General features: G+C 55.9%; 18 protein-coding genes. 7 read left to right on the top strand and 11 right to left on the bottom strand.

Annotated elements, in window-relative coordinates; genetic code table 11:
* The first annotated feature begins 136 nt into the window (after nt 1–136).
* Nucleotides 137–907: an alpha/beta hydrolase gene (locus ACCD05_RS06155; RefSeq protein WP_413391758.1), complete on the top strand. Its 771-nt coding sequence runs from the start codon at nt 137–139 to the stop codon at nt 905–907.
* An 85-nt stretch (nt 908–992) separates the two neighbouring features.
* On the opposite strand, the gene gnd is transcribed toward ACCD05_RS06155, so the two are convergent.
* Nucleotides 993–2,018: a phosphogluconate dehydrogenase (NAD(+)-dependent, decarboxylating) gene (gene gnd, locus ACCD05_RS06150; RefSeq protein ID WP_413391756.1), complete on the bottom strand. Its 1,026-nt coding sequence runs from the start codon at nt 2,016–2,018 to the stop codon at nt 993–995.
* A gap of 194 nt (nt 2,019–2,212) precedes the next feature.
* Here gnd and zwf point away from each other — a divergent pair, with 194 nt between their 5' ends.
* Nucleotides 2,213–3,739, top strand: a complete 1,527-nt coding sequence (gene zwf / locus ACCD05_RS06145) for a glucose-6-phosphate dehydrogenase (RefSeq protein WP_413391754.1) — start codon at nt 2,213–2,215, stop codon at nt 3,737–3,739.
* 44 nt (nt 3,740–3,783) lie between these two features.
* Nucleotides 3,784–4,467, top strand: a complete 684-nt coding sequence (locus tag ACCD05_RS06140) for a gamma-glutamylcyclotransferase (protein WP_413391752.1) — start codon at nt 3,784–3,786, stop codon at nt 4,465–4,467.
* A 12-nt stretch (nt 4,468–4,479) separates the two neighbouring features.
* On the opposite strand, the gene ACCD05_RS06135 is transcribed toward ACCD05_RS06140, so the two are convergent.
* The 3 genes from ACCD05_RS06135 to ACCD05_RS06125 all read right to left on the bottom strand — a co-directional run bounded on the left by ACCD05_RS06135 (nt 4,480) and on the right by ACCD05_RS06125 (nt 6,068).
* On the bottom strand, nt 4,480–4,707 hold the full coding sequence (locus tag ACCD05_RS06135) for a hypothetical protein (RefSeq protein WP_413391750.1): 228 nt from the start codon (nt 4,705–4,707) through the stop codon (nt 4,480–4,482).
* Nucleotides 4,708–4,801: 94 nt separating this feature from the next.
* Nucleotides 4,802–5,545 carry an SDR family NAD(P)-dependent oxidoreductase gene (locus ACCD05_RS06130; protein WP_413391748.1) on the bottom strand — a complete coding sequence of 248 codons (744 nt, stop codon included), beginning with the start codon at nt 5,543–5,545 and terminating at the stop codon, nt 4,802–4,804.
* A 40-nt stretch (nt 5,546–5,585) separates the two neighbouring features.
* Nucleotides 5,586–6,068, bottom strand: a complete 483-nt coding sequence (locus tag ACCD05_RS06125; RefSeq protein ID WP_413391746.1) for a hypothetical protein — start codon at nt 6,066–6,068, stop codon at nt 5,586–5,588.
* 250 nt (nt 6,069–6,318) lie between these two features.
* Here ACCD05_RS06125 and ACCD05_RS06120 point away from each other — a divergent pair, with 250 nt between their 5' ends.
* Nucleotides 6,319–8,154 (top strand): methyl-accepting chemotaxis protein, encoded by a 1,836-nt coding sequence (locus ACCD05_RS06120; RefSeq protein ID WP_413391744.1) that lies wholly within the window; start codon nt 6,319–6,321, stop codon nt 8,152–8,154.
* 550 nt (nt 8,155–8,704) lie between these two features.
* Here the strand turns inward: ACCD05_RS06120 and ACCD05_RS06115 are convergent.
* From ACCD05_RS06115 to ACCD05_RS06085, 7 genes are all read right to left on the bottom strand, one after another.
* Complete coding sequence (locus ACCD05_RS06115) at nt 8,705–9,376, bottom strand: phosphoribosyltransferase (RefSeq protein ID WP_413391743.1); 672 nt, start codon at nt 9,374–9,376, stop codon at nt 8,705–8,707.
* On the bottom strand, nt 9,377–10,141 hold the full coding sequence (locus ACCD05_RS06110; protein ID WP_413391741.1) for a DNA-processing protein DprA: 765 nt from the start codon (nt 10,139–10,141) through the stop codon (nt 9,377–9,379).
* 339 nt (nt 10,142–10,480) lie between these two features.
* Entirely contained in the window at nt 10,481–11,614 is a 1,134-nt protein-coding gene (locus ACCD05_RS06105; RefSeq protein ID WP_413391739.1) for a hypothetical protein, read from the bottom strand.
* 367 nt (nt 11,615–11,981) lie between these two features.
* On the bottom strand, nt 11,982–12,734 hold the full coding sequence (locus ACCD05_RS06100; RefSeq protein ID WP_413391737.1) for an LON peptidase substrate-binding domain-containing protein: 753 nt from the start codon (nt 12,732–12,734) through the stop codon (nt 11,982–11,984).
* 30 nt (nt 12,735–12,764) lie between these two features.
* A complete protein-coding gene (locus ACCD05_RS06095) occupies nt 12,765–13,667 on the bottom strand; it encodes a TIGR03571 family LLM class oxidoreductase (protein ID WP_413391735.1) in 903 nt (300 codons plus the stop codon).
* Nucleotides 13,668–13,804: 137 nt separating this feature from the next.
* The gene (locus ACCD05_RS06090) at nt 13,805–14,236 is read right to left on the bottom strand and encodes an organic hydroperoxide resistance protein (protein WP_413391733.1); all 432 of its coding nucleotides are present in this window, start codon (nt 14,234–14,236) and stop codon (nt 13,805–13,807) included.
* Between the two features lie 307 nt (nt 14,237–14,543).
* Complete coding sequence (locus ACCD05_RS06085) at nt 14,544–18,980, bottom strand: hypothetical protein (RefSeq protein WP_413391731.1); 4,437 nt, start codon at nt 18,978–18,980, stop codon at nt 14,544–14,546.
* Between the two features lie 112 nt (nt 18,981–19,092).
* Here ACCD05_RS06085 and ACCD05_RS06080 point away from each other — a divergent pair, with 112 nt between their 5' ends.
* From ACCD05_RS06080 to flgD, 3 genes are all read left to right on the top strand, one after another.
* On the top strand, nt 19,093–20,082 hold the full coding sequence (locus tag ACCD05_RS06080; protein ID WP_413391729.1) for an MBL fold metallo-hydrolase: 990 nt from the start codon (nt 19,093–19,095) through the stop codon (nt 20,080–20,082).
* Nucleotides 20,083–20,378: 296 nt separating this feature from the next.
* Nucleotides 20,379–20,744 (top strand): VOC family protein, encoded by a 366-nt coding sequence (locus tag ACCD05_RS06075; protein WP_413391727.1) that lies wholly within the window; start codon nt 20,379–20,381, stop codon nt 20,742–20,744.
* A 244-nt stretch (nt 20,745–20,988) separates the two neighbouring features.
* Nucleotides 20,989–21,489 carry a flagellar hook assembly protein FlgD gene (gene flgD, locus ACCD05_RS06070; RefSeq protein WP_413391725.1) on the top strand — a complete coding sequence of 167 codons (501 nt, stop codon included), beginning with the start codon at nt 20,989–20,991 and terminating at the stop codon, nt 21,487–21,489.
* Nucleotides 21,490–21,522: the final 33 nt, after the last annotated feature.

The raw sequence follows: 21,522 nt of genomic DNA, 5'->3' as shown, positions 1-21,522 counted from the left end.
CTATAGGGACTTAGGAGACAGTGGAAGCACTGGCTCCCGGAATACTCAAGAGTTTGGATCGGCAGACGTAACTTTGCCAAAACGCCAGCATCCCGATGATCCAAAGTTAATTTGGCAACCCACACGGAGTTTGGAAATGAAAAATCTTCTGCTTTCTGCTGCAACCGTCCTCCTCGCCGGGGCAGCTTTCGCAGCTCCTGCAATGTCGGCAAATTTGCCTAAGGGCGCTGCACACAACATCGTCCTCGTGCATGGTGCCTTCGTCGATCAAACGAGCTGGAAGCCGGTCGCTGACATCCTGACGAAGAAGGGCTACAACGTAACCCTCGTCGAAAACCCGCTGACCTCTCTGGACGCCGACGTTGCGGCCACGAAAGAGGCGCTCGCCAAGCAGACTGGCAAGACTGTGCTTGTTGGTCACTCGTGGGGCGGTGTAGTCATAACCCAGGCTGGGGATGACCCAAAGGTTTCGGCACTCGTCTATGTCTCGGCGTTCGCGCCTGACAAGGGAGAATCCCTTGCAGCTCTCGCTAAGGGCGGCCCTGCTACCGAAGGTACCGCAGCAATTCATCCGGACGACAAGGGCAACCTCTATATCGACCCGAAGGTTTTCCCGTCGGCGGTAGCGGCTGATCTGCCCGCGAAAATCGCTGAAAGCCTGGCCAACTCCCAACTTCCTCTGAACGTCACCGCCTACACCGCTCCGGTGACCGTTGCGGCATGGCATGACAAGCCGAACTTCTACGTCATCAGCACGAAGGACAAGACTGTCGCTCCGGAAGCGCAGAAGATGTTCGCCGGTCGCATCAAGGCGAAGACAACCGAAGTTGCAGGTAGCCACGCATCCCTGGTCGTCCACGCGAAGGAAGTCGCTGCCGTTATCGAAGAGGCTGCACTCGCTAAATAGCGAAGAGGCCTCCGGTCGTAAGCACGGAAACCTCTCGCCTCGCTGAGATTTGGAAGGGGAAGCCTCACGCAGGCTTCCCCTTTTGTCAGCTGTTTGTCTTCTCCACGTGACCGCCAAAACCGGCCCGCATCGCTGAAAGAACTTTGTTGGCGAACTCGTCGTTATCGCGCGAGGCGAAGCGGCCATACAGAGCAGCGCTCAGGACCGGTGTTGGCACACTCTCGTCGATGGCCGCCATGATCGTCCATCTGCCTTCGCCAGAGTCTGACACGCGACCTGCATACTTGGCCAAACCGGGATCAGCGTGGAGCGCATCCGCTGTCAAATCGAGCAGCCATGAAGTAATCACGCTGCCTCGACGCCAAACTTCGGCGATTTCCGGCAAGTTGAGGCCGTACTGATAGTGCTCAGGATGCGACAGCGGCGCGGTCTCTGCGTCAATCTCGTGGGTACCCGCACCAATGTTGGCGTTTTGAAGTATGTTAAGCCCTTCGGCATAGGCCGCCATCAGGCCATATTCGATACCGTTGTGAACCATCTTGACGAAGTGTCCAGCACCATGAGTCCCGCAGTGGAGAAACCCTTGTTCAGCAGTGCTCACCACAGAAGTAGCCGCCACGCGGTTAGGTGATTGCTGTGTCGATCCCGCGCCAGGTGCTAACGTCGCGAACAGAGGGTAAAGACTTTCGACGATTGATTTCTCGCCGCCAATCATCAGGCAGTACCCACGGTCGAGACCAAAGACCCCACCACTGGTTCCAACGTCGACATAATGGATCCCCTTGCTGATCAGATCAGCGCCACGGCGGATATCATCGTGATAATGCGAGTTTCCCCCGTCGATGATGACGTCGCCGGTTGACAACAGCGGGAGCAGTTCCTGGATGACATTGTCTGTGATTGCCGCTGGAAGCATCAGCCAGATCGCCCGAGGGCGAGCGAGCTTCGATACGAAGTCCTGGAGTGAAGAGCTGCCTTTAGCTCCGAGCGCGATAAGCTCATCGATGTTTTGTTTATTAGCGTCATAGACAACGCATTCGTGCTCGTCGCGCAGAAGGCGCTGGACCATAAAGCTGCCCATTCGGCCCAAGCCGACCATGCCAAGTTGCATAATGTTACTCCGGATTTTTGGGTTTTAGGACATCAGGGCTGATGTCGGTGTGAGACCTGAGTGCAGGTCCAATCGCATGAGCGTTGTACCGCCAAACGCGGCATATCACAATAACTTAGCTTCATATTTTGAAGTTTATATTGATCCTGCCTCTCTGTCCTTGTAAGCATTTTCGAGGTTTAGGAGATACTATTTTGGATGCAATACCCGCCCCTCCTGTCACTCTGGTCATATTCGGTGCTACGGGCGATCTGACCCGCAGATTGTTGCTGCCAGCGCTTATTAATTTGTCCCGGAGCGGCTTGGTCGGAGACGATCTGCGAATTATAGGCGTTGGGATAGAACCCGGCGATAGCGAGATTCTTACATCCAAGCTTCATGAGTTCCTGCAGTCCTTGGATGGCCGAGAATCCCTAGCGACCGATCAGGCGTGGCTCAGGCTGCGGCAGCGGATCTCCTATGTCTCCGGTGACTTCACCAAGGATACCGTGTTCGAAGAGATTGCACGTGACCTGACGCTTAGCGGGACTGGAAATGCTGCTTTCTATCTGGCTGTCCCGCCGCAGTTTTTTGGGGTGATTGTAGAGAAGCTCAGCCAGCATGGTCTAATCACAGAAACCGACGGCAATTTTCGCAGGATTGCGATCGAAAAGCCCTTCGGAACAGATTTGGCGTCGGCGCAAGCGCTGAACAACCAGATACTCAGTCACGTTGCCGAAAGCCAAGTCTATCGTCTCGACCATTTCCTTGGAAAGGAAACGGTTCAAAACATTATGACGGCAAGATTTGCCAACATGATGATCGAGGCGTTGTGGAACAGCAACTACATCGACAATGTTCAGATAACCGCCGCAGAGGTTGTTGACGTTGGTACACGAGGCAAGTTCTACGATGCGACGGGCGCTTTAAGGGACATGGTCCCGAACCACCTGTTTCAGCTTTTAGCCATGGTCGCCATGGAACCGCCGAATAGTTTCGATGCTGAGGCCATACGCAATGAGAAGAGTAAGCTCCTCAAAGCGATCCGCATTTACAATTCCGACGAAGCTGCGGTACATTCCGCACGCGGCGCGTACAGCGCAGGATCATTGAGCGGCAACCCAATCGCCGCATACCTCGACACAAAGGACGTGTCTGACCTGTCGAATACGGAAACCTTTGTTGCTCTGAAGCTATATGCTGATACTTGGCGCTGGGCAGGAGTTCCGTTTTACCTCCGGACCGGCAAGGCGATGGCCGCACGAGATACCGAGATCGTCGTTACCTTTCGGCAGGTTCCGTTCGCCCAGTTTCGTGAGACAGATGTCCACCGGAACTTGCCGCCAAACCGGCTCCGTATCCAGGTTCAGCCCGACGAAGGGCTCAGCATGGAAATGTCCATAAAGTCGCCTGGCTTGTCAGTTGAAACGGTACCCGTCTCCCTAGACTTCCGCTACGCCGACCAATTCGACATCGGTAAGATGACGGGATACGAGTCTTTGCTCTACGAACTGTTCGTAGGCGATCAGACGCTTTTTCAACGCGCAGATGGGATCGAAGCCGGTTGGGCTGTGGTTCAACCCTTCCTTGACCTCTGGGCCAAAGGAGGAAGGCCTGACACCTATGAACCCGGAACCATGGGTCCTAAATCGGCGAACGATCTGCTTGAGCGTGACGGCCGCCGCTGGCGTGAACTGAGTGTCTTGAGTCGAAGAAGCCATAAGTCGGCTCCGACGTCCTAGCGGCAGACATCGTCCTTCCCGTTCCTCAAGCTGATAGCTGTGCAATGGAAAAAAACATCGGTCTCACGAGAGAGCAACTGGAGGCGGGGTCCTGGGGAGCGGAAATAGCCCGCGACGCTCCTACTGTTGTGCTATGGACGGACGAAGAGAGAGCCGAAAGCATTGCCGCTACGCTAGCTGCTCGCCCGGCTGGCGACGTCTGGGTATTTGCATATGGATCATTGATCTGGAACCCGACCTTCAAGTTCGAGGAAAGCCGTGTTGCGATTATCGACAACTGGCACCGCTCCTTCTGCCTCTCCGTATCCGCCGGTAGAGGCACCGTTGAAGCGCCGGGTCTCGTACTTGGTCTCGACCGGGGCGGATCGTGTTCCGGTGTCGCTTTCCGCGTCGCTGAAAAAGACCTTGAAACCGAACTGGCCGTTCTCTGGAAGAGAGAGATGATTACGGGCGCTTACGCTCCCCGCTGGATAGAGATTGCGGACGCTGACGGCAAGCCGTTCGGCAGCGCCATTGCCTTCACTATCGATCACGAGAGTCCAAACTACGCGGGCAACCTGGAACGCGAAGTCGTTATCTCCAGACTAGCAACTGCCTCCGGTTTCCTTGGGACCTCGGCCGACTACCTCTTCCAGACGGCGGAGGGATTGCGAACTCGTGGCGTTTTGGATGATGAGCTCGATGCCTTGGCCATTGCCGTAAAGCAAAGTATGGCCGCGCTGGCTTAGTCGTCTGCCATCTCACTTCGGAGTCGTTGGAAACTCAAGCTCAAAGCGGGCAAGGAGTTCGCGGTCATGGGCCGGGAAGAACAGCGACAGAATGGCGGGAGACACCCGCCGGGCTTCGACGTGCCAACGCTTGGCAAATTCCATGAACGGAGTCTGATCCTCCGTTTCAACCGTAATAATGTGCGCGTCGTCCTGCATCCCGGCATTGGAGATTCTCAGCGGAATCTTTCGTTCGGTCAATTGCTGCCCTCTTTTAAAAACGCTGGGGACTCTCAACATATCACGCCGTAGATAGGACCGCACCCCGTCGCCGAGGGATGCGGTCGCTGCTTTCTCAAACGGTAGCACCGTTGTCGATCGTCCAGGCTGCACCGGTTACCGACCGAGCATTGGGCGAAGCAAGGTAGCCAACCACGTTTGCGACTTCATCCGCCTTGGCAAACCCGACCGGGTTCGACATCAGATCCACCTGCGCCCAGGCGAAAGGACCATCGGCGGGATTCATGTCTGTGTCGGTGGAACCCGGGTGAACTGTATTCACAGTGATCCGTCGCGGACCCAGTTCGCGAGCCAGGGCTTGCGCCATCACGGTGACGGCTCCCTTGGAGGCTGAGTAGACGCTCAACCCAGGTGCATGGATGCGTAGCGCGAGCGTGCTACCGATGAAGATGATACGGCCCCCGTCCGGCATCGACTTGAGTGCGGCACGCGATGCGGCGAAGCCAGACCTCACGTTGACGGCGAATGCGCGGTCGAATTCCGAATCGGCGGTATCGCCGATCAGACCGGTCGGGAAAATACCGGCATTGTTGACGAGGATGTCGATCGGGCCAAACTCCGAAACAGTTCGAGCGATGGCTTTTTCGACTTGATCGGTATCCGCACCATCGGCCTTGACCGCCAATGCCTTGCCACCATCCGCCTGTATCGCAGCGACGACCGCGTCGGCGGCGGACTTCCCATTTACATAAGTTATCGCAACAGACGCACCATCAGCGGCCAACCGTTTCGCGATCGCGGCACCAATGCCTCGGCTCCCGCCTGTAACGAACGCCACCTTTTTATGCAGTGTGAGCATGTGATTTTCTTTCAATGGAAATGATCAGTGGGATGAGACTTCAGGGAAACTGACGTCGTGAGCCGCGAAGACCCGCGTACCCGACCAAAAGCGCAACTACGAAGAGCACGCCTTGGGAAACGATGACGGGCAGCTCGTTACCGACCGGGGCTACCGCATGGAGGACCGGGACCTTCTGAAAGCTCTGCGCGATCAGCACGAGACAATTGAAGTACAGAAGCGTGAGAGCGCCAATTTTGTAGGTCACCGGCCACAACCCGCGCGCGCCACCTTTCCGGTAGGCAATGATCGTCCCAATCAAGATAGCGGTGTTGATGACGCCTACAACAATCGCTGGTGTGACCTCATGGAAAGGAAAAAGGAAGCCCGTCAGAAGGTTGGCAGCAGTAGACCAAAGAAAAGTTAACCGGGTACCGCGTGGGTCATCGCCCTTGGCGAACGCAGCCGCGAGTGCACCCCCCGAAATCAATGCGATCAGGCTGATCAGGACGTGGAGAATGGTGAAGTCGAATAGCAAGTTCATTGTGGGGCTCCAGACAAAAGGCCCCCACTCTCTGGCAGTTTTTCGGCAGAGTAACACTCATACGAAGGTGCTATAAGCATCGCGGCATTAGTTAACGCTGCTTTAGCTAATCTTTAATAGATCTACCATCAACATATTAATCGCGGACCCCTACCGCCAAAGCGCATGAAGCGCCCTCAAACAATTTGCCAAGGAATACGCGTGCGGCTGCAGAACGTTGCATCGCGTATGTTTCCGCTAAGGTTACCCCATGAAAAATCTCAAAATCTCGTCTCAGTTGATAATATTGATTGGCGGTCTGTTCGCGGCTTTCACGCTCGCTGTGTACCTCCAGATCCACAGCTCGTCGACGGCTATCTACAACGAACGGTATGACATGCTGCGGACGCAAACCGAGTCCGCGATTTCAGTCTTGAAGCGTTTTCATGACAAGGAAATTGCCGGGGAGATGACCCGCGAAGACGCCATGAAGGCAGCGTTCGATGTCGTAGATGACATGCGTTTCAAGCCTGACGGCTACTTTTTCGGCTATGACTATGAAGCCACACGCGTAATCTATCCCGATCGAAAGGGCCTGGGCAAAAACTTCGCGGCTCTCACCGACGACAAAGGGAACAAGTTCCTTCTTGAAATTGTGCGGAAAGCACGGAACGGCGGTGGATGGACCAAGTACGATTGGCCGCAGCCGGGTCGCCCCGATAGCCAGCAGTTTCCAAAAGCCGCCTACTCAGCGGAGTTCGCTCCGTGGCAGGTAGTAGTCGGAACCGGGGCTTATCTTGACGATCTCCATGCTACGGTGATGCGTGAGGTCTGGAACGCTATCGCGATCGGCGTGGTGGTCCTCGTCATCGGAGTGGGTGCTTCTTTCTGGGTTGTCCGCAGTATCGCCAATCCGCTGTCTGCAATTCATCGTGCACTCCAAGCTGTAGCCGACGAGGATGTTTCCATAGCGATTCCTCACACCACCTTGAAAAATGAAGTCGGTCAAATGGCAAAAGCCACCCTTTCCCTCCAGGAGAAGGTCCGCGAGCGCCAGGCGATGAGGCAGCTGCAGGGTGAGCAGGAGGCAGCGCTTAACGCGGAGCGCCAGAAGAATTTCGATCGGCAACGCGATGAGGCTGAAGTGCAAGCCAATGTCGTCGCGACGATCGGAAGGTCACTGCAGCAGCTTGCGAGCGGCGACCTCACGGTGAGATGTGCGGATTTGGGTCCCAAGTACGTAGCATTGCGCGATAGCTTCAACGCAGCCCTGGCTCAACTGGACGAAGCCATGACCCGCGTCAGCCTGAAGAGCAAGGACATTGAGATCAGCAAGGACGAAATCCGGCTTGCATCAGCCGAGCTTGCACAGCGAACCGAGCGACAGGCGGCTAACCTTGAGGAGACCTCAGCTGCACTGGACGAGCTGACGGTCGCTGTTCGCCAGACTGCCGAGGGAGCCTACGAGGCAGCTGGCCAAGTCAAGACGGTCAGCAAGGAGGCAAGCGACAGCGATACCATCGTTGAACGGGCAATTGTTGCTATGGGTGCCATTGAGAAATCAGCCGCCGAGATCAACACTATTATCGGCGTCATCGATGAGATCGCTTTCCAGACCAACCTGCTCGCGCTCAACGCGGGTGTGGAGGCTGCGCGTGCCGGGGAAAGCGGTAAAGGTTTCGCGGTCGTCGCCCAAGAAGTTCGCGAGCTTGCGCAACGTTCAGCAGCGGCCGCCAAGGAAATCAAGGCACAGATTTCGAACTCATCTACGCAGGTAGCTCAAGGTGTCGATCTCGTCGCCAAGACTGGTGACGCGCTCAAGAGGATATCGGCGCAGATCAAGAGCGCTGACAGCACCGTTTCTAAGATCGCTCACAGCGCCCAAGAGCAGAACCTGACCCTTCGTTCGATCTCGTCTGCAATGAACCAGCTGGACAGTGCTACTCAGCAGAACGCGGCAATGGCGGAAGAGACAACGGCATCAGCTACCGCATTGGCGGCGGACACGGGCGACCTCGTATCGCTTATCCAAGGCTTCCAAGTTTCTGCGAGCCGTGGTGACGGGCCTGTCTCGTATGGAAACGTGGCGCTTCTTCGTGCAAGCTGATTCATCGGGAAGCTTAAGGAGACGCCGGAACGGGCACCCGGCGTCTCGATTGATATAGAGCGCAAAAGAGGGGATGGCGTGCTTCAAAATGCAGCCTCGTGCAACCCTCCTCGTCGGAATAGGTGATGGAAGCCGAATGGACGTTTTTCTGCGGGCAACCGTTGGGAAGGTCAACCAAGAACACGTTATTGCCACGCTGACGGTGGACAACGCCGAGTGGGAAAGCTTGCAAGACGCTGCGCGACAAACTTCGTTGTGGTGCATGTTTCGACAGCGTGTACTTGATCGAAGACTTTACGGGATCGGGCAGCACGTTTATTCGCCAAGAGGAAGATGGGAAGTGGGACGGCAAGCTCGTGGCCGCTAGCCGACTGTCGGCTGAACACTCGACACGAAAAGCGTACATCGGAGTTCTTGCCGCCAAAGGCTGTGAGCGCCCCCAGACATCTTTCACGCTAGTCCCACGATCACCTAGCCGATCAGGCACCGATGAGCACCGCGAGAACGGCTATGTATTCCGGCTTTGCGAGTAGTTCGAGCATGCCCATGCTCACTCGCCTTCATATTCGTGGATTTCGTTTACCAGTTCGAGCTCCTGGCGACCGTATGGCTTGAGTTGGCAGTCGTACACAGTCTTGCCGCAGACGACAGCGAACAGCACATTTGCTCCTGCCTCCTCGAGCACCTCCATCGCCGCCAGCAGGGTTCCCCCAGTGGAGAGGACGTCATCGATGAGAACGACGTCCTTGCCGTCGACATCGGCGATCACTTCGAGATGCGGCTTCCAGTATCCTCTGTTGTGATGCCCACCTTCATGGGATTTAGCCAATTTCTTCGTCCAGCGCACGCCGTCGGTGACGCGATCCTCGAAGTCCCGGCCGTCCATAGCCTCTTCAAGCATTTCTAACGATCTGTAGGTGTCTGTGTTCTTGAGCGCGTCCTTAGACGGCACCGGGATGAGTAGCACGTCGTCCTCGACCTCACTGTCATCTTTGTTGAGACAGTAGGCTATGAATCGGCCGAACATCTCCCGTGCGACGCCAATATTGTCGGCGGTGACCTTAACCGTCCTGTTCTTCATCTGTATCAGGAACTTGTTCTTGTAAGTGCCGAATTTAACGGCCCAGACGAACATGTACGCTTCCCAATACTCAGGGGGACGTTTTTTGATATGCTTGTTTGCCCGCTCCGAATAGTAGGCACTGATGAAATGGACGAGCATTTACCCGATCCGGTCGAGGATGTCGTTCACGCTCGTAAGGACCACGGTTTTCGGCTCATTTCGAAACCGCTCAGGCCACGACAGGTCCTTGTTGTCCATCACGGACTTCATGATGAACAGCCAGCGGCCGAGTCGAATGCATTCGGATGCCTGATGGAGCGTTCCGGAGGTGTCCGATGCCTCGACGATTACGCTGCCGTCGGACAGCGCCGCCATGAGGCGATTCCGTTTGGGAAAGTCGGATTGGAACGTCCGCTGACCCGGATGGAGATGAGAGACCAGAAGATGGTTCTCATAGATCTCGCATTGCAACGCAGCGTTCTCGGCTGGATACACGCTCGCCAAGGGCGTGCCTATGACCGACACCGTGCGGCCGCCAGCCTTTATTGCGGCGGTGTGGGCGGCCGTATCAATACCCTTTGCAAGGCCGCTGGTCACGACGACGCCCGCGTTTGCCAGCTCCCTTGCAACGCGCGACGCGCGCATCAACGCTTCAGTCGAAGCAGATCGTGCGCCGATGACGGAGATCGACTTGAACTTAAGGAGGCCGAGATCGCCGGAGTAGAAGATCATAGGATCGCGCTCTTCTGGCTTCTTGAACAGGCCCTCCTGCTCTTTCAATATTGGACGGCCAGCGTATTCCATGAGCTCGCCAAGCGGAATCGGGGTCACGTGCTGAGGCGGGACGTATCCCGACCGCTTCACCACTGTTTTAGATGGCGCTGATGTCGCGCCTGCTTCATGATCCAATCCCATACTAAGCATTTCTGCTCCCCTGGAATGCTCGTTTTCGCGACGCTAACGCGATTCGGGCAACGCAGAGAAGATCAACTTTCGGTTTCACACTAGCTCTTCGAGAATTGAGCGTACGGCCTGACCGCTACACTTTCAACGTCGGATGCCATTATTCGGTTCTTCCTGCGACGACATCACGCGCACCAATTCAGCGTGCAGAACTCAAGGCAAACATGACGCTGAATCCGTGCGCACAACCTATGTTCTCTTTATGTTCTAACTTCGGCAGTGTCAATCTTAATGGCGGGTTTGCGCAAGTAGCGGTTTTCAACGGACCGGTCTGAACGGCAAAACAAAGGTCCCTCAAACCTACCGGTCATTGCTGACGGGGAAGCCCCAGCGCATAGGGTCCAAATATTGCTGTTTCGGTCTTATCTCCTGCATATCGACCGCCCGGCGGGTGAGACTATTCGTCTCAAAACTTTCACCAGCGCCCCAGCCCGATGTGTGGATGTCCTTGAGTGGGATGCCGTCTGATGTCAGGCACTGCGATCGACCGGCGTCGGCTACATTCGGCATGAGATCAAACCAAGTGCATGCTTGCCCAAGGTATGTATCGGTGCGGCCGAGATTGACCTTGCCGGTAGCCATGTCGAATCGATTCCAAGGCCGCTTTGGATCGAGACGCTCGCGACGAAAGTCGAGTCGGCGCTCGGTCTTCGACGACGAATAGTACAGCCCCTGGTTTTCCTGAGTGTTCCAGATTGTCAGCTGCAGACTGCCGTCGTTGCCGCGACGCTCGCGCAAATACCATGGATAATGCCGCAGTAGCCTGACCTCGGACCGGTCACCAACCTGCTTCGCCTCGAAATCGGCTTCGCCAACCACGTGGTCAGGATAGTTCGCGAAAGGCTTGAGCCAGAAATTTACATCGAACAGCGCCTTGGGTGGGAGCACGTCGGCTTCGGCTACAGGCATGCGTTTCAGTTCTGTCAGTCGCATTTCCGACATAAGCTTTTTGTCGCTGAACAAGACCTTGTTCGCGACCTCGATTCCATCTTCGGTGATGCAGCTCATCCAAATCGGGCCGTATTTTCGTTCTTGCGGCGCGCCGCGCTTCAGTTCCAGCCACTTGCATTTCTCGCCCGCTACCGCCTCTTCATCTTTTGACGCAATGACTGCTTTGATTCCCGAATAGTCGTCCTTTGGTTCGACAAAGCGCACCCCGAACCAAATTATCTCGTTGCCATGTTCCCGACCGGCCCTCGAGGTGACGTTCTTGAAGAAATTTGCATAAATCGACTTTGTGGAATCGCCACGCTTTTCCTCGACAAACGTCCAACCATCGTGCTGCTTAACGGTGCGAAAGGTGTCGGGAGCCTTGGAGTACGTCTCATGCCCGACCATTGTGGCGACGTAATCCGGGACGTTCGACCTGCCGAAAAAGGGAACCTCGTCCGCATTGGCAACACCGCCAGTTGCCAAAATAGCAATCGTCAGCATCAACGATTTCACAAACGTTCCCTCCCCTCGACTTCGGACAGCTATGGGTAGCTTTAGGGCTTTATTTTGATGTGTGACTGCAAACGCGAGCTGCCTTCAGACGGGTGATCACAACCGGGCCCTTTGGTGGAGCTTATTATGATCCCCGGATGGGCCACTGGCTTGGAAGGTGCTGACGACCTCTCCATAGCAATTATGGGCGTCGTAGCTTTATAAGATGGCGGTGCCCAACACCCGCTGTATGACTGCAGCTGGGAGTTGACACTCCATGTGCGCAATGGGCCGATGCAGCCATGGCCCGAACGCTCAAAAAAGCACATGGCGGCTGTCGCAGGACACAATCCGGAGACAGCCGCCAAATTGGAGTTTAGGCAACAGCTTTCGGCCGACCAGCTCTCATCAACTCGACTAGGCCTTCGAGACGCGTTACCACGTCACTAGCTTCCAATATTTGCTGCTTCACTTCGATGCTGTTCGTTAGCAACGGGGCAACTGTATCGGCTAGAAGACTTGAGTCGCCGATAGAAGGTAGGCTAAAACGGGCTTTGGAGCCCAACGGAAGCGCGGAGTAATCAACTTCGGCGTAGGCCTGGTAGCGATCAAGAACGGCACTCGAAAGTGCAGCCGCCTCCTTCGATTGGCCACGCTGCTCTTCTATCGGCGCAATCTCCGCCGCCAAGCACTCGCCATCGAACAAACGAATAAGCCTTGTCCGCTTCAGTCCCCGCACAGTCACCTTGAGTGTGCCATCCACCTGGGTTTGGCGGTCTATCACGCTCGCCATGACGCCGACCGAATGAAGGGCTTCGAGTGTGTCGGGATAATCATCTTTGCCATGTCTCTGGGCGACAATGAGGATAGGCTGACCGCTGCTAATTGCGCGCTCCACAGCTTGGCGAGATTTATCGCGTGCCACGAAAATGCGGGAGATCATATGCGGGAACAATACAAGATCTCGCATAGGAATCAGGGGGATGCCTGCTTCATAGAGAGTCGGGGCACTTTCTCTCATAGCAGAGACAGGCAGATTTGCCGCTTCGTTAATCCTTGCGGCCAACACGTTCCAGTCACGGAAGCCTAAAATTCGAGCGATGAGCTCCTGGCTCTCACTGGTAGTCAAGACGAAACATTTGACGTGAAGTGCGTCACGTCATATAATGGGTATCACCTCAGAGGCGATCTCATCGATCACATCAGCAGGCAATCGTTTAGCCGTTGTCAGGTTGAGCGCCAGATGGTGAACACCGGCCTCTTTCATCGCATGTAGTGCATCGACGAGGCCATAACGCCCGGTTCTCATGCCGAGGGTAATAGGCTCGGGTCTCGCAGAAGGATCGTCCGCCAGTTCAAGCGCCATGGATTGTCCAAAACCTCGGAAGTCCGCTGCGCTCTTACTAACAGCGGCGTGCCACAGCGCAATTCGATCTTTCTGGACGTCCAGACTACGATAGTAGGTCATCCAACCAATCGAGTGCCGAGCGATCCACTCCAGCGATTGAGAGGATGACCCAACCGACAGCATTGGCACCTCAGGAGTAGGACGAGGCCTGACTTCAAAATCGTGCCTTGGATCACCGTTGGCATCCAGCACTGCCTTTGCGCTACCCAGTACGGCAGCCACCTGATCCCAATGATCTCGGTACAGCGTCTTGCGCTGCTCGATGCTCTTGCCGAAAACCTCGTATTCCTTTGGACGGTCGCCAGATCCGAGCCCCAGCGTAAACCGACCGCCTGATAGGGCCTGGATGGAGAGCGCCGATTTCGCAATGTGCAATGGATGACGAAGTGGCAGGACAATCGCCCCCGTGGCCAACTGGATCCTTGAGGTAGTGGCTGCCAGCGCTCCGAGAAGAACCCACGGATCGGAATGTCCGATTGGGTCGGGATAATCGCGACCGTTCAATGGCACGTCCCTAACCCACAGCGCGGTAAAGCCCGCCTCATCGGCATTTCCGGCTAGGGCGAGCTGGCTATCAAACTCGAAGTCAGATTTGATCCGGTCCTGTGCTGGGAGGACGAGCCCTAGGCTCAAATGATCTCGTCGGAATAACATATCGCTCGCCTACCTTCGTACCGATCCCCAAATGGGTGGGGAAGAGTGTTTCCGAAATCAAGGGGCAATAAGCCGCGACAGACGAGCAACTGGAGATGAGAACCGGCCCTTCTGACAGAAGAGCCGGTTCCCGGGGATCAGGTCCTGATCGTAAAGGCCACGTCGACAGTTGCCTTAATGCTATTCGAATACGGGCAGATGTTGTGCGTGGCATCGACCAATTTATGGGCGTCAGCTTCAGCCATGCCCGGCAAATAAACGTCGAGCGCAGCAGTAATTCCGAAACCACCCTCGGAACGCGGCCCCATCCCGATTGTTGCGGAGACCGTCGAGCCCTCGGGCACCTTCGTTTTCAGCTGCTGTGCGCCAACACGGAGCGCTCCGAGGAAGCATGCGGAGTAGCCGAGTGCGAAGAGCTTTTCGGGATTCGCGCCATCACCGCCGGGACCGCCGAGTTCCTTCGGAATCACGAGGTCGAATTCGAGGGTGCCGTCGAACAGCGCGGTATGGCCGTCGCGTCCGCCGCCTTGGGCGGTTGCGCTCGTCTTGTATAGTGCATTGACCGTCATAGGTCACCTCCATGTACTTGCTATGTGGGGCGGTGACGCTATGCCACCGGCGGCTCCTGTCGTGACCGCTGCAACCGCAATACCTATCGGTCAGACCCAATTTGCAATCCATACCCTGGTGCTATTGACGGATGACGATTGCATCTCAAACTCACGCCGCACCTAATGGCTATTAAGTTCTGTCGAACGCACGTCGAAATTCCCGAAAATTATCCAAAATCTCGAAAAGTAATTTTTCGGGATTTTGGATAATAACCGGCCCATGCAGAGTTTGTCTCACCCCACGAACAATGCGGCGAAAATCAGTTCAGGCCGGGGGTGTCTTGTCGTTTTTTTGGGAAATCTTCCGCTTGGCGCGCGGCGCTGGATCGGGGCGGCGTTCCCGAAGCCGTTTCGTGAGGTCGATCCCGATGACCTTGATGCCGTCGACATCGGGGCGCTTCGCAATGTAGTCGTCCACGAACTCCTGCAGCGACGAGCAAAGCTCGTCGAATGTCAGGCTTGCGCCGGTGAGCGGATGCACCCAATTCCCTCGCTCCACGCCACGATTGGACATCAGGAAAACGCCGTGAGATGACCGGGCGTCGCGCAGGTAGTCGTTGACCAACTGGTTCTGCAGCCGTTCGAATAGTTTAGACCCGGTCCACTTGTCAGCCACCTTAAACTCGATGGGGACTGGGCCTTGGACGCCAGGTGCGTGTATCCTGAGGTCAGGCCGCTTCGCATCGGCAAGCTCTTCTTCATTTGGCGCGAAATATCGGCCGTTGGCGCGGTCTCGAAAGAGCTTCCCGAAGAAGTTTCTTTGCTCCGTCTCCTCTGTCGCCTTGTGGATTATGCTGGCGATGCTGTCGTCAGCCTCCTCCAAATCCTGTTTGAAGTCCAGCAGCCGATTGCAGACGAGGTCGAACAATTCGCGCGGACTTCCAGGTTTCCGATCAAGGTCCTTTCCGAACGCATGAAAGTCGGCGGCGCTCCAAGGCTTTAGATTGGCGTCCGCTTCTGCACGCGCAATGGCCGCACGTCGGATATACGGACGGAGGTTTAGGTCAGAATGGGTATCGGCCAGCTCCATCAAAGCGACGAACGCTTCTTTACCTTCGATCTCCCCAAGCATGGTCAGAATGGCATCCCGCTCTCGCTGCGCGTAGTTCCGACCCTCTGGCGAGGAGGTTCGACGATCGAAGCGCTTGGTATCCTCGGGGCGTTTGATGTGGCGGCCGAATATTTCAAAAAGCCGTTTCAGTGACGAAGGGGTTTTGAAATTCTCCCGCCTTGAAACCCAATCGTGATCGTCCGACATGAAAGCCGAGCTGACAGCCATGGCGAAACGCTTGGCTTCTTCCTCTCCCAAGGCCCGCAGGCAGCTGTCCATAAAGCTGATCGCTTCCGGCGCTTGAACGGATATCCAAAGCCCCATCCAAAGGGGCTTGTTGCCAGCCACGCCGTTGTCTCTGACTTTTCTCTCCGCCAAAGTCGCGAGCTCGGCATCGCTGACCGTCTCGTCCGCCGAGACGATTTTCAACGCTCCCCTCAGAACCCCTGCGGACCGAGGCTCCTGTTCATTTAAAAGTGCGAGGAGGCGATGGCTAACCAAAGATCGGAGCTGGTCGCCATGCCATACCAGGTCAGAAATCACGTAGCCACCAGGCCCGTCTTGAGTAAACTCCCATGCGATTTCCGTGAACAGGACCTCGACAACTTCGCTGCGGAATTTCTCGCTCAACGCGCCAAGCCAGTCTGAGAAGCCATTCATCTCCCAAAGGGCATATCGTGCAGCAAGCCTGGCGTCTTCAGATGACAGATTGTCGAGCCATCCTGCTTCCTGGGCCTCGAACTCTAAGCCGGTCAGGCCTAGTGAGACCTGACGCGGCACGGAGTTCATATTCGCGAGACCTTCAGAGCGGAGCTGTGGAATATAATGTCGCCAGTATCGCTGGGCTCCTGCCTTGAATGCCTGGACGACTTCGACACCGTGGCTCGGCACCAACCCCTGCCAGTTAGGGTGCGCGTGACGATTTCGATCAAAGTCAAGATCTCGGAGGGCTTCTAGCATATAACTCTGAGCGCGTGTTATGCCATCAGGGGAGACGGCAGCCAGCCAGCTAAGGTTTTGTGACAGCTCGACCTTCCACTCCGCATGTCGGCTCTCTCGCTCAACCTCGTGCCGCTCCATCTCTTTCTCGTGCTGAAGCCGTCGGCGCTCATGCTCGAGCATTTCCGGAGTTGGATTCGGGTTTGACAACTCTTCGAGGCGTGCCGTCAGCTCTGGATTGTCGCCTATCGCTTCGCGGATTGCGATGACGCCTTTTTCCCACCCATCCGCCGGAACGATCTTCACAGCAACTGAAAGGGCGACGAACCTATCATCGCCCTGTTTTTGGGCGATCTCCTTAACGATGCGCGGAAAGTCGGCGCTAGAAAACTCCCAAAACGATGGAAAGCCACTCACCTCCCACCAGTCTCTGACAGTACGCCCCTTGGCTCGTTCATTAGAAATCTCACGCCAGAACAGATGATCGTTCAGATCCACCCAGGGCTTAACCGTGTGTTCAAGGTCCGTTTTTAGCGAGCTGAGATCATATGCCGCCGATTTTTCGATGAGTGATATGACATCCAGAGCGTTTGGCGTGAGCGCAAAGGGGTCCCTCGCAGCAACAAGCCTTTCGCACGCTCTAGCGACGACCGGCAGAAGCCAGTAGGCTTTATCCGAAATACGGTAGTGCCCACCCTCTCCAAAGGGACCCTCGCGCAATTTCACGGAGATCTCATCGATCACCGTTCGGCATTCAGCCAGTGGCAACTCCGTTACAAACGCGACAAAGCGACCCTTAAGCAATTGAAATCCAATTCTGTCCGGCCCCAGCAGCTTCGACGCCATGTCGACCGCCACTTTCGTGTCCAGTATCGCGCCAAGGCTGCGAAGGCACTCGCCGAATGCAATGATATCCCGCTCACCTAGCGATCCCAGCAAGTCATCGCGAAACCTTGATAGCTCCTGAGGCTCGGCCGTCGTGGCAACGACCTGAATTGCGGCGCTACGAGTGGTACCGTCAAGCGAGGCCTCCAACGCAATCGCTCTAGCCTGCTCAAGGCACTCCTTCATCCTACCTTGCCATGCCATACGAAGCAAAGTCATGCGAACGACCCCGTTGTCATGGTATGTCGTGAGCAGTTCGCTTATTACTGATCCCAGCTCGCTGGTTGCCATCCTTTTGACGGCGGCAGCATCCAGTAATCGACCTTGCCCTTCACCACTTCCCTTTGAGCAGATGTCCCTGATAAGCGCTTCGCGAAAAGCGGGCGGGAATGCGCTCGGGTCACCGCCCTCTGTGAGGACCTCCGGCGCGATGATAGCAAGCTTGTTGCGGATTGGCTCATCCTTGAGCGCGATCCACGGCAGCAGTGGACGCATCGCCGGAATGATAAGCTCGATGCCATACTGGGTCGCGAAGAATAGCTGCTCGACTCGTCGCCGGGAGTTTCCTCGTTCCAGCATTTCTAGAATCCATAGTGCCGCCAGGTATTCCCTGACGGACCGATGATGGAACCGAACGCGTCCATAGATGGCTTCATCGAAAATCGGACGCGATAGCAGGGTCTGGCAATCAACCTCGTTCCAATTGCTCAAGATCGCGGCGACATCGATCCCTTCAAGATCGCTATCAGTCTCGGGCACGCGAAATTGCTGATCGCGGAGTAGCAAGGATGAGGCTGCAAGTACCTTGACTCCGACCCGAGCCTGTTCGACCGCCAGGGGTCGTGCCTGCGCTCGGTCTTGGTCGCGCTCTCTCAGCTTTAATGCAATGTCGTTTTGGACCAGCTCCAGTCGCCCGCCGATTGCCCCGTTCTGAAGCCAATATTCGGCCAAGTCTTCAAGATCCTTGGGTCTGCTCGCAAAGCCGACGGCGTCAGCTCGCTGAACCGCGTCGTAAAACGCATTCACATCGTTGACACCGAAATGACCAGCCAGCTGTCGAATGCGCGGCTCATCCAAAGGCAAGAGCGAATAGACTTTTGCTCCGGTCCGCTTCTCACCGCCATCCACGGCATCGGTCACCGCATCAAAGATTCGCTCCAAATTGTCATCGTTGGCGGTCGATGCCTCTTCTTCCGCTTCAGAATACGGAAGGAAACTATTCACCAGCCTCAGATCGCTCTCAGGTCGCCATTCGCTCGCGCGGCTAGTGATGACGATGTTGGCCCGTTGGGCGGCGTCCCCGAGCTTTCCGGAAAGATGCTTGATTGCCCGTTCGAAATTCTTTGAGCTCCCAAGTCGTGCCTCGTCTACCGAATCCAACATGAACCAGCCGAAATCGGTACCGCTCAGCCATATCTCCAAGTCTCGAAGAGAGCCTGTGTCAGACCCGTCGAAGGAAGCCCGTGTCACACCTTCATAAAGCTCTTCAAGACGTAGGAAGAAGGCGGCTTTCCCTGCGCCCCGCAGCTTCCGTACAGTCGCCTTGATCTCTTGAGTTTTGCCAGCGCCTGCCTCAGCCAAGACTATGGCACGACGTTCTTCGATCAGGCTCTCCCAGCCTACCCCTGGGCCAGCGTAGATCCACTCATCAACATTTCCCAAGAACTCGTCGTCTAGCTGCACGAAGTGGCGATCTAGGTCAACAAAGGTCTGTTTCGTCATGAGAATCACTGCTGAGCTGGCGGGGAACGGATGAAATCGCGGCAGCTTAAGAACGCGAATGACCCATTGCAAGCCGCCTCCAAACGCAACCAGAAATTCAGCCAATCCAACCTCGCAGCGCTCCGACTTTCGCGTGAGACATCACGTCCAGACGCCCTTGACACAGCGCCCTCTACAAGGTCATACCTGATAGCTATAAGGCTTCAGGGAGGTTCATGTGCTTCACAATCCGGGTAAAAAGTCGCTGCGTCATAAGCTGTGGTTTACGATCGTTTCTGGGTTGGTCTCGACAGCGGCGCTACACGCTCCCGCATTCGCCGCACCGGTCGATCAGCCAGCTTCCGTCACCCAGATTCCTTCTGTGTACTCGTTCAAGGTCGGCGCTGCTAAGGTTTCTGCGTTGTCCGACGGTACGGCCGCCCTCGATCTCCATAAGCTGCTAAAGGGGGCCAGCGAAAAGAAGATCGACAGCCTTTTGGACGGTGACTTTCTGGCAAACCCAGTTCACACGTCGATCAATGCTTATCTTGTCCAGATTGGAGATCGAAAGATTCTCATAGACACGGGCACCGGTGACCTTTTCGGGCCCGAAACCGCTGGGAAGCTACCCGGCGCTTTGGCTGCACTTGGCGTAGCTCTCGACCAGATCAACGACGTTCTGATCACGCATGCGCATACAGATCATATTGGCGGTCTCGTGCGAGGTGGCAAGATTATGTTCCCCAACGCGACCGTTCATCTCGGGCAACCCGACCTCGACTTCTTCTTGCGCGACTCGAGATCGAGCGCAGACGCCTCTCTTAAAAAGGAGGCCTCGGAAATGCTAGGACCCTATGACAAGGCTGGAAAGGTGGAAGGCTTCACAGGCACGGCAGAGATCACGCCAGGCATCACAGGCACCGTCCATCCTGGCCACACCCCAGGCAGCGCATTCTACACGCTCGAGAGCGAAGGCCAGAAAATCACCTTCGTCGGTGACATCGTTCACTCCGCCGTTCAGTTTCAGGATCCAGAGATAACGATCATCTTCGATACAGATCAGAAGGTGGCTGAGAAGACGCGGGCGGCAGCTTTCAAGGAGATTGCGACAAAGCGTGCACTGATCGCCGCACCACATTTGCCGTTCCCTGGTGTGGGTTACATCAAGCGAACGGGCGACACGTATGAGTGGTCTCCGGTGAACTACGCCGACTGGCCGTCGAAGTGATTAAAACGAAAACACACTTTTAATAGAGCGAAAGACTTGGGCCACGGGGGGTATCACCTCCTTGTGATCTCACGACATCGCATGGCTCGCGACGACCCGGTGCGATTGGCGGCCGTCTGCTCCTGTGGATTTATCCACATCCAAAATAGCCAGACCGCAATTGCTTTCCATCATACAACCAGATAATAGCTTTATTTATTGAAGCTATTATTTTGAATGCCGTGATGCCCGTCGCGCTAGCCCGGTCGGCATCAGATCGACCCTGTTCGCTTATTGCGACCATTCAGGACCCTGAGATGCTGGATCATATTGGAATACACACCCATCAGCTTCCCTTGATGAAAGACTTCTATGAGACGGCCTTAGCGCCGCTTGGATACGAGAAGATTTTCGAACATGAGGACGGTGCTGGTTTCGGCCAGGATGGCGAGATTTCGCTTTGGCTTGTGTCGACCGGTCATAACGGCCGTGGGGTCAATATCGCTCTTCAATCGGAGGATCGCCTGGGCGTGGTGAGGTTTTACAACGCCGCAATGGAAAGCGGAGCCACAAGCAATGGTGGCCCGAGTCTCCGACCTCAGTTTCATCCGGACTTTTTCGCCGCCTTCGTCATCGACCCTGACGGCAATAACCTGTCGGCAATCTGCCGCAGTCCCGAGTGATTGGAAGGTCGGCCAGTCATGAAAATAATTATGGATGCGATCATTGCTGTGATGATTTGCGGGGTGTTGAGCATGGCCGCGCTAGCATCAAGCTCGCACCAGATCGCAAAGGGCCAGCCGCTCCAGATGTCAATCTCCAACATTAACGGTCAAAGCCTGGTCGGCGCTCGCCAATAGCGCCCGTCGCGCGGTCGAAATCAACAAGCCTTCCTAAGCCCTAGAAATTTTCATCAGGAGACGTGGCATGACAGTTGGACCCGTTCAAAAAACTGGCGATAGCTCTGGCGCGGACCAACCGCAGTCGGCTGGCTCAAAGGCAGGCGCGAAAAATATGCTGGACTACAACAGCTTCCTGACGCTGTTGATCGCGCAGATAAAGCATCAAGACCCGACCCAACCATCTGATCCTGCACAGCAGCTGGCACAGTTGGCGAGTTTCTCACAGGTGGAGCAGACCATCCAGTCGAACGCCAAGCTCGACTCCCTGCTGTCACTGTCGAACCTGCAAAGCGCCCAGGGCTATGTTGGCAAGTACATTGAGGGCCCCGGTGATGACGGCCCGAAGGGCATCGTTGCATCGGTAAAGATCTACTCCGACGGCGTCATCGCTACCCTGGAAAATGGAAAGCAAGTGCTCATGGGGCCCGGCGTCGTCGTGCGCAACGAGGCTCCAGCAGACAATTCCGGAGACAGTGGCTCAGACGATGGCAAGGATGATGGTGCCGACAAGAGCGACAAGGTCTGATCACCGAAGGCGCATAGGGCGGATCGTCGGGTC

Source organism: Rhizobium sp. Rhizsp42 (assembly GCF_047304155.1).
GTDB lineage: Bacteria > Pseudomonadota > Alphaproteobacteria > Rhizobiales > Rhizobiaceae > Rhizobium.
Note: the sequence above shows the minus strand (reverse complement) of the source record. Positions and strands in the feature narration are given on the sequence as shown.